Source organism: Curtobacterium sp. VKM Ac-2884 (assembly GCF_015350945.1).
GTDB lineage: Bacteria > Actinomycetota > Actinomycetes > Actinomycetales > Microbacteriaceae > Curtobacterium.
Map to the genome: position 1 here is coordinate 638,856 of NZ_JADKSA010000001.1, position 13,957 is coordinate 652,812.

General features: G+C 69.3%; 12 protein-coding genes and 1 tRNA gene. 4 read left to right on the top strand and 9 right to left on the bottom strand.

The window, feature by feature from the left end:
* Positions 1–9 precede the first annotated feature (9 nt).
* Positions 10–438 (top strand): BLUF domain-containing protein, encoded by a 429-nt coding sequence (locus ITJ60_RS03145; RefSeq protein WP_194646880.1) that lies wholly within the window; start codon positions 10–12, stop codon positions 436–438.
* On the opposite strand, the gene ITJ60_RS03150 is transcribed toward ITJ60_RS03145, so the two are convergent.
* From ITJ60_RS03150 to ITJ60_RS03165, 4 genes are all read right to left on the bottom strand, one after another.
* The gene (locus ITJ60_RS03150) at positions 401–1,033 is read right to left on the bottom strand and encodes a ScbR family autoregulator-binding transcription factor (RefSeq protein WP_194646881.1); all 633 of its coding nucleotides are present in this window, start codon (positions 1,031–1,033) and stop codon (positions 401–403) included. The genes ITJ60_RS03145 and ITJ60_RS03150 overlap by 38 nt on opposite strands.
* A 97-nt stretch (positions 1,034–1,130) precedes the next feature.
* On the bottom strand, positions 1,131–2,504 hold the full coding sequence (locus ITJ60_RS03155) for an ABC transporter substrate-binding protein (protein WP_194646882.1): 1,374 nt from the start codon (positions 2,502–2,504) through the stop codon (positions 1,131–1,133).
* A 24-nt stretch (positions 2,505–2,528) separates the two neighbouring features.
* Positions 2,529–3,470 (bottom strand): carbohydrate ABC transporter permease, encoded by a 942-nt coding sequence (locus ITJ60_RS03160; RefSeq protein WP_194646883.1) that lies wholly within the window; start codon positions 3,468–3,470, stop codon positions 2,529–2,531.
* A gap of 15 nt (positions 3,471–3,485) precedes the next feature.
* Positions 3,486–4,433: a carbohydrate ABC transporter permease gene (locus tag ITJ60_RS03165; RefSeq protein WP_123292300.1), complete on the bottom strand. Its 948-nt coding sequence runs from the start codon at positions 4,431–4,433 to the stop codon at positions 3,486–3,488.
* A gap of 230 nt (positions 4,434–4,663) precedes the next feature.
* Here ITJ60_RS03165 and ITJ60_RS03170 point away from each other — a divergent pair, with 230 nt between their 5' ends.
* The gene (locus tag ITJ60_RS03170) at positions 4,664–5,896 is read left to right on the top strand and encodes a Gfo/Idh/MocA family protein (protein ID WP_404561865.1); all 1,233 of its coding nucleotides are present in this window, start codon (positions 4,664–4,666) and stop codon (positions 5,894–5,896) included.
* A 74-nt stretch (positions 5,897–5,970) separates the two neighbouring features.
* Positions 5,971–6,984 carry a LacI family DNA-binding transcriptional regulator gene (locus ITJ60_RS03175; protein WP_260212501.1) on the top strand — a complete coding sequence of 338 codons (1,014 nt, stop codon included), beginning with the start codon at positions 5,971–5,973 and terminating at the stop codon, positions 6,982–6,984.
* A 57-nt stretch (positions 6,985–7,041) separates the two neighbouring features.
* Here the strand turns inward: ITJ60_RS03175 and ITJ60_RS03180 are convergent, their stop codons facing one another.
* Complete coding sequence (locus ITJ60_RS03180) at positions 7,042–7,497, bottom strand: winged helix-turn-helix transcriptional regulator (protein ID WP_194646884.1); 456 nt, start codon at positions 7,495–7,497, stop codon at positions 7,042–7,044.
* A gap of 85 nt (positions 7,498–7,582) precedes the next feature.
* Here ITJ60_RS03180 and ITJ60_RS03185 point away from each other — a divergent pair, with 85 nt between their 5' ends.
* Entirely contained in the window at positions 7,583–8,278 is a 696-nt protein-coding gene (locus tag ITJ60_RS03185) for an SDR family oxidoreductase (RefSeq protein WP_194646885.1), read from the top strand.
* 66 nt (positions 8,279–8,344) lie between these two features.
* Here ITJ60_RS03185 and ITJ60_RS03190 read toward each other — a convergent pair whose 3' ends face one another.
* The 4 genes from ITJ60_RS03190 to ITJ60_RS03205 form a co-directional block, all read right to left on the bottom strand.
* The gene (locus ITJ60_RS03190; protein WP_194646886.1) at positions 8,345–8,908 is read right to left on the bottom strand and encodes a GrpB family protein; all 564 of its coding nucleotides are present in this window, start codon (positions 8,906–8,908) and stop codon (positions 8,345–8,347) included.
* Complete coding sequence (locus ITJ60_RS03195) at positions 8,905–9,447, bottom strand: GNAT family N-acetyltransferase (RefSeq protein WP_194646887.1); 543 nt, start codon at positions 9,445–9,447, stop codon at positions 8,905–8,907. Before ITJ60_RS03195 ends, ITJ60_RS03190 begins: the two co-directional genes overlap by 4 nt.
* Positions 9,447–9,534, bottom strand: a tRNA-Ser gene (locus ITJ60_RS03200). The genes ITJ60_RS03195 and ITJ60_RS03200 overlap by 1 nt, the downstream gene beginning before the upstream one ends.
* A gap of 129 nt (positions 9,535–9,663) precedes the next feature.
* On the bottom strand, positions 9,664–13,779 hold the full coding sequence (locus ITJ60_RS03205; RefSeq protein WP_194646888.1) for a hypothetical protein: 4,116 nt from the start codon (positions 13,777–13,779) through the stop codon (positions 9,664–9,666).
* Between the last annotated feature and the right edge of the window lie 178 nt (positions 13,780–13,957).

Genomic DNA, 13,957 nt, shown 5'->3' on the forward strand with positions numbered 1-13,957 from the left:
CATGGACCCGTGCTCGTCTCCATCGTCTACATGAGTCGCGCCGTCGTCCCCTTCGACGACGGCGATCTCGCGACGCTGCTGGACGGCTCACGACTCCGCAACGAGGCGCTCGGCGTCTCCGGGCTGCTCGTCGTGAAGGGCGGCCGCTTCATGCAGCTGCTCGAGGGCCCCGCGTGGAGCGTCGACGACCGGTTCGCCGCCATCAGCCGTGATCCGCGGCACGGCGAGGTCAAGTCGCTCATCCGCGAGGACATCGAGCGACGACGCTTCGACGGCTGGTCGATGGCCTACCGCTCGCTCGACGATGCAGACGTCCAGGCGGAGCCGGGCTTCAGTCCGTTCCTGTCCGGCGGGACGGACTTCCCGCGGTCGTTCGACCGCACGAGCGCGGCGTGGCTGCTCAAGTGGTTCCGCGACCGCGAACTCCACGACCGCTGAACGCGTCGTCGACGACCCCGAGCAGCCGGTCGCGGTGCGCCGCATCCGCCGTGGCCGTCAGCACCACCCGCCACATCGTCTCGACCGCGGGGAACAGGTCGGCTCGCCCGGTGCGGACGTCGGACACCAGCTGCACGCCTGTGAAGTACGGCACGACGGTGGCACCGAGCTGTTCCGCGGTCAGGTCGGTGCGGAGCTCGCCGCTCGCGATCGCCAGCCGGAACACGTCGACGATCCCGCCGATCCACTGCTCGTAGAAGCTGACCGTCGCCGCGTGGAACTCGCCGCGCTCCAGTGACAGCCGGATGCCCGCGCGCACGATCGGGTCGGCCCGCAGCAGGTCCGCGATGGCTCGTGAGGCGCCGACCAGGGCAGCTGCTGGTGACTGCTCGGTGTGGCTCACGACGTCGAAGGTCCGGACGTTCTGCTCGTCGATCACGCCGAGCGCCAGGGCAAGCTTGGTCGGGAAGTGGAAGTGCAGCGCCCCCTGCGAGACGCCCGCCCTGCGGGCGATGGCCGCGATCGTCGCGGCGGCGAAGCCGACGCGGTCGAACTCCTCCGCAGCGGCCACCAGGATCTGCTCACGTCGTTCCACGTGACCAGTCTGACGGTCTGGAGGCGCGGGGCGGGCGCGCCCCGTGCCTCCAGACCGAGGGGTGGTCGCGTCAGACCGCGTCAGGCGACCCGCGCGCTCAGGTGAGCGCCAGCAGGTTGTTGACCTGCTCGTTGATGCCGGTCAACGTCGAGATCGGCTTGCCGTTCGCGTAGACGTTGTCGAAGGCCGGCTGCAGCAGCGCCTGCACGTCCGCCGGGTTGCGGGTGACGGGGAACAGGAACGTGGTCTTCTCCTCGACCTGCCGGGTGAAGGCCGACACGTCCAGCCCGCGCTTCCGGAACGACGCGACCGCCGCCTCGGTACCAGCGGGGCGGGCCGGGAACACCACGCCCGCGCGGCCGACGATCTCCTGCGCGGTGTCGCTGCCGAGGAACGCGACCCACTTCGCCGCCGCCTCCGGGTCCTTCGCCTGCTTCGTGATCGAGTCGCCGAGCCCGTTGAACATCGACGCCCGCTTGCCCGTCGGCCCGATCGGCGTCGGGGCGACGGCGATGTCGAGGTCCTTCATGTTCAGGTACGTGCCGATCATCCATGAACCGTTGAACGACAGCGCGCACTTGCCCGCGCCGAGCTGCACGTCCGGACCGGTCGTCGTCGAGAAGACGCCGTACTTCGCCATGTAGCCCTTGTCGGCCAGGCGGTAGTACCAGGCGAGGGTGTCCTGCACGGTCTTCTCGTCGTAGCGGAACTTGTCGCCCCACGGGTTCTCGTTCGTGTAGAACCAGTCGGTCGACCCGGTGAAGGGCGACCACTGCGTCTGGCCGAAGCCGTCGCCACCGGACCCGTTCGACGAGATGCCGTAGACCTCGACGTGCTCCTTGTCGAAGCCGGGCTCGTCACCCCGCCGACCCTTGGAGTCGATGGTCAGGTGCGCGAGCATCCGTTCGAACGAGCCGCCGTCGTCGGGGTTCCACTCGAGCGTGGCGAGCTCGTCGTCCGAGACGCCGGCCTTCTGCATCGCCTTCCGGTCGTAGAACATCCCGATGGTGTCCCAGTCCTTCGGCGAGCCGTAACGGTGGCCGTCCTGGCCCTTCCACAGCTCGGCGAGGCCGGACTGGTAGTCGTCGTCGCTGATCGACTTCGTCGCGTCGAGCTCGTCGAGCTTGTAGAGCACGTCGAGGTCGGAGAACTGCGGGAACTTCGTCAGGTGGTCGGTGAAGACGTCCGGCGCGGTACCCGCGATGAACCCGGCCGTCAACTTGGTCCAGTAGTCCGCCCACCCGAGCTGGGTGATCTGCACCGTGATGTCGGGGTTCTCGCGGTGGAAGGCCTTCGCGACCTGCTGGTAGGCGGGCAGCTGGTTGGAGTCCCAGAGCCAGTAGCTCACGGTGCGGGCGCCGCTCTTCGAGGCGGTCCCCCGGCTCGGGGACGAGCAGGCGGCGAGCGCACCGAGGGCGAGGGCTGAGGCGCCGCCGGCGAACAGTGCGCGGCGGGAGAGGGTGTTCGTCATGGTGGGGTCCTGTCCGAGCCGGGGCTACTTGATCCCGGAGAAGCCGATGGAGTTGACGATCCGCTTGGCGAAGACGCCGAACAGCACGATCATCGGGAGCGCCGCCACGAGGGTCGCGGACATCAGCCCGGCCCAGTCGGTGCCGGACTGCGGGGACTGCGACTTGAAGACGCCGAGTGCGACGGTGAGCACCCGCGAGCTGTCGGTGTACGACACCATGAGCGGCCAGAAGTAGTCGTTCCAGCTCGTGATGTACGTCAGCACGGCGAGCGTCGCGATCGGTGCGGCGGCCATCGGGATGACGAGCCGGAAGAACACCCGGACCTTGCCCGCGCCGTCGATGAGCGCGGCCTCCTCGACCTCCTTCGAGATGCCGAGGAAGAACTGCCGCAGGAAGAACACCGCGAACGGGGTCATGAACATCGTCGGCAACGCGATGCCGAGCAGGTTGTCGACGAGCCCGAGCTGCTTGATGAGCGTGAAGTTCGGCAGCAGTGTGAAGATCGCGGGCACCATCAGGCCAGCGAGGAACACCCCGAAGACCTTGTCGCGTCCGGGCCAGCGCAGTCGGGCGAAGGCGTACGCGGCGGCGGCCGAGAAGAACACCTGGCCGACCGTGTCGAGCGTCGACACGATCACGGAGTTGAGCAGGTACCGCCAGAAGTTCAGGGCAGCGCCGGAGCCACCCTGGGCGAGGGCCTCCTCGGTGGACTGCAGGCCGAGGACCCGCTCGAACCCGCCCAGGCTGAACCCGACGGGCAGCAGCGACGTGGGGTCGGAGTTGATCGCACCGTTCGACGACAGGGCGGTGCGCAGGATCCAGTAGAACGGGAACAGGGTGACGACGATGACGATGATCATCGCGACCCAGGCGAGGACGCGGCCGACCGACGGACGGCGACGGTGGCCGGCTCCCGGACGGGGCGGACGCTTCGTGGTGACGGAACGGGTGAGGGTCGTGGTCATGGTGCGGCGCTCCGTTCAGTCCAGGTCCGACTCACCCGAGCGGGTGAGTCGGTACTGGATGATCGTGATGATGCTGAGGACGATGAGGAGCGCGACCGAGACCGCGGACGCGTAGCCGAACTGGAACCGGCCGAACGCCAGGTTGTAGATGTAGTTCTGCACGACGTTCGTGGCGTTCGCGGGGCCGCCCTGCGTGGTGACGGCGACGGTGTCGAACACCTGGAACGACCCGATCACGGTGATGATGAGCACCAGGGACAGGATCGGGCGGAGCAGCGGCACCGTGATGCGCCAGAACATCTTCCACTCGCTCGCACCGTCGATGCGGCCGGCTTCGTAGACGGTCTCGGGCAGCGACTGCAGTCCGGCGAAGATCAGGAGCGCCGTGTAGCCGACGTGCCGCCACACGTTGATGAGCGCGATCGACGGGATGCCCCAGACGTCGCTCTGCAGGAACGGGATGCGGTCCAGGCCGAGGGCCGCGAGCATCTCGTTGCCGATGCCGAGCTGGGTGTCGAGGATCCACAGCCAGACGAGCGCCGCGACGACGTTCGACACCAGGTAGGGCGCCAGGACGATGCCGCGCACGAAGGTCGACTTCGTCAGGCGGTGCATCATCACGGCGATGAAGAGCGCGACGACCGTCTGGATGACGATGTTGATGAGCACGTACTCGATCGTGACGACCATCGAGTGCCAGAAGATCGAGTCCTGCACGAGCCGCGCGTAGTTCTGCAGCCCGGTGAACTCCGGCTCGGTGAGCAGGTTGTAGGACGTGAAGCTCAGGTAGATGCCCCGCACGGTCGGCCAGGCGAGGAACACCACGAAGCCGATCGCGGCCGGCGCGATGAACAGCAGCGCGAGCCACAGGTCGTTCCGGGGACGGCGGCGGCGTGGGACGGTGGTGCTGGCGAGCGGGAGGTCGGCTGCCCGACTCCTCCGTCTCGTGCTGGCGGTCGTCAAGGGTGACGACACAGGGCTCTCGGTGGCCATCGCGACTCCTTCGTCTGCGGTGGACTGACGTGCAGCAGTCCGTGAGCCGGGAATCTACACGTGGGGACACCGGGTGGCAAGAGGCTCTTTCGCGTTCTCAATCCGGGGTTGTCACGTGTAGACAATCGTGTCAGGATGGCGCTCGATCGCATCGGCGCGACCTGCCCGGCGACGCATCCCTCACCCTGGAAAGGTCACTGATGATCTCTGTCGGAATGGTCGGCGCGGGCCAGTTCGCCCCCCAGTTCGCCAAGCTGTTCAAGCTCCACCCGGACGTCGACCGCGTCTTCGTGACCGACCTCGTCGACGACCGCGCGTCGGAGCTCGTCGAGTCGCAGCACCTCGACGGCACGTTCGCCGACTTCGACGCCGTGCTCGCCTCGGACGTCGACGCCGTCGCGATCTTCACGCAGCGCTGGACGCACGGTCCGCTCGTCGTCAAGGCGCTCCGCGCCGGCAAGCACGTCTACTCGGCGGTGCCGATGGCGATCTCGGTCGACGAGATCCGCGACATCATCGAGGCCGTCCGCGAGACCGGGCTCACCTACATGATGGGCGAGACGAGCTACTACAACCCCGCGACGGTGTTCGCCCGCAAGCAGGTCGCCGACGGCGCCTTCGGCCGGGTCTTCTACTCCGAGGGCGACTACGTGCACGACATGGACCTCGGGTTCTACGCCGCGTACCAGTTCAGCGGTGGCGAGGACTGGAAGCGCACCGCCAGCTACCCGCCCATGCTGTACCCGACCCACTCGGTCGGCGGCGTCCTCGGCGCCATCCCCGGCCACGCGGTCAGCGTCAGCTGCATCGGTGTCAAGGACGACCGGGGCGACGGCGTCTTCGACAAGGACGTCAGCCAGTTCGACAACGACTTCTCGAACGCCACCGCCCTGTTCGAGCTCGACAACGGCGGTGTCATGCGCATCAACGAGATGCGCCGTGTCGGCTACCCGTCGCACATCCGCGAGTCGCGCTTCCGCTACTTCGGCACCGAGGCCAGCTTCGAGCAGCTCGCGAAGGTCAGCGTCTGGCAGGACAAGGAGGACTCGCACGACATCAGCGACAAGATCAACACGCAGGCGACGATGGACCTCGACGACCCGCGTCTCGCCGGCGTCGACCCCTCGCTGCGCGACGCGTTCGTGTCCGGGTACGCCGAGGTGCACGACACCGACCGCCTGCCCGCCGAGTACGCCGGCGTGCCGACCGGGCACGAGGGCAGCCACCAGTTCCTGGCCGACGACTTCGTCCGCGCCGTCGTCGACCGGACCCTGCCGCCGGTGAACGCCTGGACCGCCGCGCGCTTCACGCTGCCCGGCATCATCGCCCACCAGTCCGCGCTGCAGGGCGGCGCACGCCTCGAGGTGCCGGACTTCGGGGACGCCCCGGAGACGACCTCGGCGGTGCCCTCGTCTAGTATCGCCAGCGAATAGCAAGTGGTGTTCGGGTGTCGGTCCACACGGGCCGGCACCCGAACGCGACTTCCGAGCCGACGAAGGTGGCACCCGTGAGCGTCCCGACGACCCCGAGGGCGGTCACCCGCGCCGACGTCGCCCGGTACGCCGGCGTGAGCACCTCCGTCGTCAGCTACGTCGTGCACGACGGCCCCCGCCCCGTCGCGGCGGCCACCGCCGCCCGGGTCCGTGACGCCATCCGGGTCCTCGGCTACCGCCCGAACGCCAGCGCCCAGGCCCTGCGCACCGGGTCGTCGAAGATGCTCGGCCTCATCGTCCCCGAGCTCGACAACCCCTTCTGGTCCGAGCTCGCCGTCGAGGTCACCCACGCCGCGGCCGCCCGCGGCTACGACGTCCTGCTCGCCAACAGCGACGGTGACGGCACCCAGGAGCGCGAGCGACTCCGCAGTCTGTCCGCCCGGCAGGTCGACGGCATCATCCTGACGAGCATCATGACCCACCCGGACCTGTCCAACGTCTCCGACCCGGGCATCCCACTCGTCCTGCTCAACACCTTCTTCGAGGTGCCCGACTACGCGAGCATCGGCGTCGACGCCCTGCGCGGCGCGTACGACGGCACCCGCCACCTGGTCGAGCACGGCTACGGGTCGATCGGCCTCGTCATGGGGCACGCCGGGTCGATGGAGCTCCGTGAACAGGGCTGGATGCGGGCCCTGCGCGACGCCGGGCTGCCCGACGGCCCGATCGTGCGGTGCGACTTCACCCGACGGGGCGGGTACGAGGCCGGCCTCCGCATGTTCGCGGACGGGACGGGCCCCCGCGCCGTCTTCGTCAGCTCGGACATGCAAGCCGTCGGTGTGCTGCGGGCACTGTGGGAACTCGGGCTGCGCGCACCGGAGGACGTCGCGATCGTGTCGTTCGACGGCGGTGCCGAGGCGGACTACACGAACCCCCAGCTCACGACGGTCCGGCAGCCGATCGAGACGATGGCCACCGCCGCCGTCGACCGGGTCCTCGGGCTCGACGCGGACAACCAGTGGCACCGCGACCTGGTGCCCGCCGAGTTGGTCCTGGGCGCGAGTTGCGGGTGCGACGTGCGTCGCTGACGCACCACGGGACTGTCCTGGAGGCGCGGGGCGCGGCCGCCACGGGCCTCCCGTCCGTCAGCTGGCCGGGTCCATGACGGCGGTGAGCCGCTGGAGCGGCACACGCTGCTGGGACTCCTGCGTCACCGCGACCGCTTCGACCGGCTCGCCGGACTCGGTGTCGACGAAGCGCAGGTCCGACGCCAGCTCGGACGGCCGGTACCGGTCGGCCCAGCCACCGAGCGCCAGGAGGACCAGCGAGAGGTCGCGGCCGGCGTCGGTGAGCACGTACTCCTCGCGCGCCCGCGCGCCCTCCGGCTTGTAGGTCGTGCGCTCGAGCACTCCCCCGTCGACGAGCGAGGCCAGTCGCGCCGTGAGGACCTCGCGCGGGACACCGAGGCTCTGCTGGAACTGACTGAAGCGCGTGGAACCGGCGAGGGCGTCGCGCACGATCATGAGCGTCCACTTCTCGCCGAGGACGTCGAGGGACCGTGCGATGGGGCAGCGCTCGTCGCCGCCGAGGATGCCGAGCATGCGCTCATCCTAGCTGGGTTCGATTTCCGGACACAACGTGCTAGGTTCGGTTTCCGTACTCAACTTCTCTCGTCTGGAGCCCCTCATGACCGACCTCACCAACGCCATCGTCCTCGTCACCGGAGCGAACGGCGGCCTCGGCGCCGAGTTCGTCCAGCAGGCCCTGGACCGCGGCGCCGCCAAGGTCTACGCGACCGCCCGCACCCCGCGCACCTGGGACGACGAGCGCATCGTGCCGCTCGCACTCGACGTCACGAGCCAGGCGAGCGTCGACGCCGCAGCCCGTGCCGCCGCGGACACCACGATCGTCGTGAACAACGCCGGGATCGCCGGCGCCGACCCGCTCGTCGACACCTCGGTCGCGGAGGTCGAGCGCATCTTCGCGACGAACGTCTTCGGCGCACTCCGTGTCGCCAAGGCCTTCGCTCCCGCGATCGGCGGCGGCGCGCTGATCGACGTGCACTCGGCCCTGAGCTGGGTCGCCCTGGCCGGCGCGTACTCGGCCTCGAAGGCGGCGTTCTGGTCGATCACGAACTCACTCCGCCTCGAGCTCGCACCCCAGGGCACCCAGGTCGTCGGCGCACACCTCGGCTACACCGACACCGGCATGACCGCGGGGCTCGACGTCGAGAAGTCCGACCCGGCCGACATCGTCCGGCTCATCTGGGACGCCGTCGAGGCCGGCGAGCACGAGGTGCTGGCGGACCAGGTCAGCCGTGACGTCCGCGCCGGGCTCAGTGCGCCGCTGACGGCGTTGTACCCGGCGCTCGCGACGGCCTGAGGCTTGTTCTCGTCGGCGAGCTGACGGTTCTGGTTCGAAAACCGCGAAGTTCGCGAACCAGGACCGTCAGCCGCCGGCGCCGCGACCGGTGATGTCGCGGTTGACGGCGGTGATCGCGGCGCGCTCCTCGGCGGACAGGCCTGCGGCAGCGAGGACACGGCTGAGCACCTCGCTCTTGCGCTCGATGTAGTCGTCGATGTCCTCGGCTTCGGCGGCCGCTCGGCGCTTCACGGCGGCGTACTCGTCGCGCAGCACCGAGTCGGCGCGGAGCACGTCACGAACAGCGAGGTGGTTGCGCAGCGAGAGCGATCCGGCGGTGGCGACGTAGGTGTTGCTCGGGGCGAAGCGCTCGGGTGTCCGGAAGGCCTGCCGGTCGGGGACGCCGAGGTCTCCGCGAGGCTCGAAGTCGATCGTGGCCAGCGCAGCGACCGCCGCCGCGACGTCGCCGGCGTCGACCACGATGTCGACGTCGATCACGGGCTTCGCCGCGAGGCCGGGCACCGACGTGCTGCCGACGTGCTCGATGCTGCGGTACGGCGCACCGACGGCGTCGAGGGCTGCGGCGTACGCGTCCCGCAACACCGCGAACCGCTCGGGCCACGACGGCTGGTACTCGACGACCTCGATCACCGGTTCCGCCGCGTGGCAGGAGGAGGTGCAAGGAGCTGGAACATGACGTGGTCGCGCCAGGCTCCGTTGATCTTGATGTACTCAGGCGCGAACCCGTAGCGCTCGAACCCCGCGGACTCGAGGGCACGCTGCGACCCCACGTTCTCCGGCAGCGTCTCGGCCTGCACCCGGTGGAGTCGGAGGACGTCGAACGCGTGGGCTGCAGCAGCGGCGACGGCGCGGGAGGCGTGCCCCTGGCGGAGCCGGTCGGCACGGATCCAGTACCCCATCGCGCAGGACTGCAGGGCCCCGCGGGTGATGCCGCTCAGCGTGATGCGCCCGAGGAGCTCACCGTCGGTCGACTCGATCACGAACGGGACCGCGGTGCCGGCGCGCTCCGCAGCGAGCGACTGCACGATGACGTCGTGCTGGCCCTGCTCGGTGAAGTACGCCGGGGCTCGGGACGGCTCCCACGGTCGCAGGTGCTCGGCGCTTGCGGTGATGACGGCGGCGAGCGTCGGCGCGTCGCCGACGCGGAGCAGGCGCAACCGGGTGTCCATGGCGGAGGGTGTGGGATTCGAACCCACGAGACATCTCTGCCCACCTGTTTTCAAGACAGGCTCCATCGGCCGCTCGGACAACCCTCCAGTGACGCGACCACGTGGCGAGACGTGACCGCGTCCCGGGAAGTCTAGCCGAGCCGTCAGGCCTGGCACCTGAACCCGGCACACCCCCGACCGGAGGGTCGGGGGTGTGCCGGGCGGACTCGCGGAAGGTCAGGACCGGGGGCCGCACTCTGCCTGACGGCGACGACGCTGCGTGAGCAGCAGCACGGCGCCCAGGACGAGCACGACGATCGCGATGGGGAGCCCGACGAGCACGACGCCCGTACCGGTGAAGGCGAGCTCCTGCGGAGCCGACGAGGCAGCGAACTTCTCAGTGATCTGCTTCGAGAACACCCAGACGTTCTGCCGTTCCACGGCAGCGCGCGTCGTCACAGCGGCATCCGCCCCCTCGGGCACGGTGTACTGCGCCTTCGCCTTCGCGGAGAAGGTCACGCTGCCTGCAGCCGCGTCCGAATCGGTCACCGTGTACTCGGTCTCGCACGAGACGACCTGACCGGGCATCAGCTCCGAGCTCTCGCACGACGCTGCTGCTCCGTGCTGCTGCTCGACCGCAGCGTGGTGGACCGTCCGGTTGCCGGTGTTCGCGATCGTGAACTCCCCGGTGACGACGTCGCCGGATCGCAGCGACTCGGTCGACGCCGACGATGTGTACGCGCCCTCGAGGTCGATGCCCGCAGCGGACTGAAGCGAGACGTCTCGGTGGTCTGCAGACGACACCTGCTCGCCGGTGGGTCCGGCGCCTGCAGCTGCCAGGTCGAAGCCGACCGAACCACGGTCGATGTCCTGCTGGGTGAGCACGTGGGCCGCCAGTTCGACCACGACGTCCGTACCGGGTGCGAGCGTGCCGTCCACCACCTGCTTGGGTACTCCGCGTCCGATGTCGGCGGTGACGTCCGAGAGTGTCACGTTCCCGGTGTTGCGGAGCGTCGCCGCGAGCGCGACTGCATCGCCCGCGCGGGGTTCTCCACCGTGGTCCGTGTCAGCCAGATGTGCCGACAGGACCGACTCGACGAGCGGGTGTCGCTCGAGTGTGACATCGGCGGACTCGTCAGCTGATGCCGGCTGGCCCTTCGGGCCGGTCGCACGTGTGCGCAGCGGTACCGTGACGACCCCTGAGTCAATGTCCCGTTGGGTCAACGTGTAGTCGGAGACCGAGATGGAGATGCTCTTGCCGGGCGCGAGCGGCTTCGAGGGCACTCCGACCTCCAGGTCGAACCCGGGCAGGTCGACCGCCACCTCGTGCAGCGTGACGTTGCCGACGTTCTCCACCGAGCCGGTGAACGAGATTTCGTCACCCGCACTCGGGGCGCCTTTCTCCGACAGCCGGCCGGAGAACTCCGCCGTGACAGAAGCCACCTGCGCGACCGTCGCCTGCGTGGTCTTCGCCTCGACCTCGACCGCTGCACCGTTCGCAGCTGCACTGGTCGCGGTGGCGGTGAAGGCCACCGCACCACGGTCGACGTCCGCCTGGGTCACTGTGTGCGAGCCGTCGACCTCGCAGTCCACCGACTTGCCGGGGGCGATCGTCGCAGGGCAGTCCACGGTCATCCCGCTCGCTCCCGCGACCTCGACACGGGTGTCGCGCAGCGTGGTGTTCCCGGTGTTCGAGGCGGTGATCCGGAGCGAGATCTCGTCGTCCACCCCGGGATCAGCCGCCGCGTGCACGACCGGTGCCAGGGAGAGTCCGGCGCCCGCTGCCTGCTCGAGGTCGATGCTGGTGCCGGCTTCACCGTTCGCGATCTGACCCTGCGGCCCCACCGCTCCACCGCGCATCCTGAAGGAGACGACTCCGGCATCGATGTCGTCCTGGGTGAGGGTGGCAGACGCGATCGTCGCGGAGACCACCGCACCCGGCGCGATCGGCACCGCGGGTACCTCGACCGAGATGTCGTCCCGGTCGACGATGGACACGGCCAGACCGTCGAGCGTGACGTTGCCGGTGTTCGTGAGTTCGCCCGAAAGAGACACGGAGTCGCCGGCCTTCGGCGTGCCGGAGGCGTCGAGCGCCGCGCCGAACTCCACGGACATCGCCGTGTGCTGCTCGATCTCGACCGCGCTCCGGGCGTCGTCCTCGACTCGTTGCTCCTTCGGACCAGTCGCCGTGACGTGCAACGGGACCGACACGGTGCCGGAATCGACGTCCGCCTGCGTCAGGGCGTAGTCCGCGACGGTCACCGTGGCCTTCGCGCCCGGGACGAGCGCGCCCGACGGGGCCTCGACCGCCATGTCGAAGCCCGGCACGGTGACGATGAAGTCGTGGAGGGTCACGTTGCCCGAGTTCTCCACCGATCCCTCGAAGGAGACCGTGTCACCGGCTCTCGGAGAGCCCGTGCCGGACAGCTCACCAGCCAAGGCCACCTGCACAGCTGGAGCCTGGGAGACGGTGGCTTGCGACGTCGTCCCCGTTGCGGTGACCGTCTGGCCCTTCGGGCCGTGCGAGGTCGCAGTCGCGCTGAACGAGATCGAACCGTGGTCGACGTCGGCCTGCGTGACGGTGGCAGAGCCGGCCACGTCGCACTCGATGCTGTCGCCGGGCGTGATGCCACCCTCGCCACACGTGACGTTCATCCCGGTGTCGCCGTCGACGACGACCTCGGTGCCCTGGAGGGTGACGTTGCCGGTGTTCGACACGGAGATGCCGAGCGACACCTTGCCGCCGACCCCCGGCTCGGCCTTCGTCTGCACGACCGGAGCGACAGCGAGACCCGAACCGGCGGACTGCTCCGTCGTCGGGACCGCAGAAGTCGCGGAACCAGAGACCGCGGCGTCGAGACGGGACCGGGCGGCGACGTCGACCTGGTGGTCGATCGAGCCGGCGTCGACGTCGTCCTGCGTGACCGCGCGTGCCGTGGTGGTGCATTCCGTGCTCGCCTCCACTGCGAGCTCGCTCACGTCACAGGAGCCGCGGTCATCGAGCCTGACGTCGTGCACCGGGACGTTCCCGGCGTTGGCGACCTGGTAGCGGAAAGCGATCTGTTCGCCGAGGTCCGCCACGCCGTCGCCGTTGCCGCCCGTGATGAGGGGGGCGCCGCTGATGGTCAGCGCGTTGCGCTCCGCGGCGAACTCGACCGACGAGGAGCCCGCGACGTCGAGGCCGACTGTCGTGGTGACGTTCGTCGGTGCGACCGAGTAGGTACCCGGGGTGGTCGTCGTGACGTCGACGGAGACGGTGCAGTCCGCGTCGCCTGCGGCGATCCCGCCACGCACGGCCACCGAGGTCGCGCCACTCGCCGCAGTGATCTCGGGACTCGTGCAGGTCGTCTCCGTCCTGGGGTCGACTGCGACGGTCAGCCCCTCGGGGAGGTTCGCGTCGAACGACCAGCCTTCCTTGGCACCGTGTTCAGTGGTGTTGACCACGCGGTACGTCATGCGCGCGGTGTCCGCGACGATCGGGGTGCCAGTGATCTCCTGGACGAGGGTCGGGGTCGAGTCGACGACCGACACGTGGTCGATTGCTCCGTCGTTGCCGACACCCGACGCCTGCTGGTTCCGCATGACCCAGCGCAGCGAGTCGCCGCTGAACAGCAGCCCGCCCTTCGAGACGAACGTCCCGCCGGTGACCGCGGAGCCGTCGACCGTGTAGTTCTGCGTGCCGGGGTCGGAGCAGGGGTCGATCGGGGTGTCCGCGATCTTGTGCTCGACGGTTCCGTCGACGAGCGAGAAGTCCAACAGCGGATGGTTCCTCGTGCAGTTCATCGCTGCAGCGCTGACGCCGAACGAGACGAAGCGCCCGGTGTCACTGAGAGCGAACGGCTGCACGGACTCGAGCTGGACCTTCCCCGCTCCCGGGTTCGAGGCGTTGGTGTAAGCGCTGACGATGTGGTTCGCCCGTGGCTCACTCCCGGTGATCTGCCCGAGCACGTTGGCCATGTTCCGCAAGTGGTTCCCGGCTGCCGAGGAACATCCGGGGAGGACCGAGCTGTCGTAGCTGGTCAGGATGCCGTTGCAGTCGGGGGCGCTGATCCACGCCGGATCGGCCGTGTAGGTCGCACCAGCGACACCGACGTAGGACGACACGAGCTCGGAGACGGTCCCTCCGCCGTTCTCGAAGTCCTCGACGAGGAGTTCTTCCGGCTCTCGAGCCGTCACCGACGACGACGCGACGGCTGCCGCGGGGGCCGTCTCGACGTTCTGCCCATCGACCGCAACCGGAACGGCGGCGGCCGACACGGCGACGGTGCTGAGCAGCGCAGCGGTCAGACCGAGCGCGCCGCTCGCGAGGAGGGTCCTCTTGTGACGGCCGACGGGCGGAGCAGTGTGTTTCATGGTCGTCTCTCTCGGACGGGTACAGATTGCAGGATCGTCCGAGCCGGTCGGAGAGGAATCCCGCCGACGCTCGAGCGTGCCTGAAATACTGACACATCAGACACCGAGTTCTGACATCGTCGTCGTGAGAGCACGTTGGAGGCGCGGCGCTACCGCACAGGACGACCGCGCGACGGCC

What these genes read in the sequence shown, in the direction of transcription:
- ITJ60_RS03155 (WP_194646882.1), bottom strand. Translation starts at nt 2,504, where the DNA reads ATGACGAACACCCTCTCCCGCCGCGCACTGTTCGCCGGCGGCGCCTCA.
- ITJ60_RS03160 (WP_194646883.1), bottom strand. Translation starts at nt 3,470, where the DNA reads ATGACCACGACCCTCACCCGTTCCGTCACCACGAAGCGTCCGCCCCGT.
- ITJ60_RS03170 (WP_404561865.1), top strand. Translation starts at nt 4,664, where the DNA reads ATGATCTCTGTCGGAATGGTCGGCGCGGGCCAGTTCGCCCCCCAGTTC.
- ITJ60_RS03180 (WP_194646884.1), bottom strand. Translation starts at nt 7,497, where the DNA reads ATGCTCGGCATCCTCGGCGGCGACGAGCGCTGCCCCATCGCACGGTCC.
- ITJ60_RS03185 (WP_194646885.1), top strand. Translation starts at nt 7,583, where the DNA reads ATGACCGACCTCACCAACGCCATCGTCCTCGTCACCGGAGCGAACGGC.
- ITJ60_RS03195 (WP_194646887.1), bottom strand. Translation starts at nt 9,447, where the DNA reads ATGGACACCCGGTTGCGCCTGCTCCGCGTCGGCGACGCGCCGACGCTC.
- ITJ60_RS03205 (WP_194646888.1), bottom strand. Translation starts at nt 13,779, where the DNA reads ATGAAACACACTGCTCCGCCCGTCGGCCGTCACAAGAGGACCCTCCTC.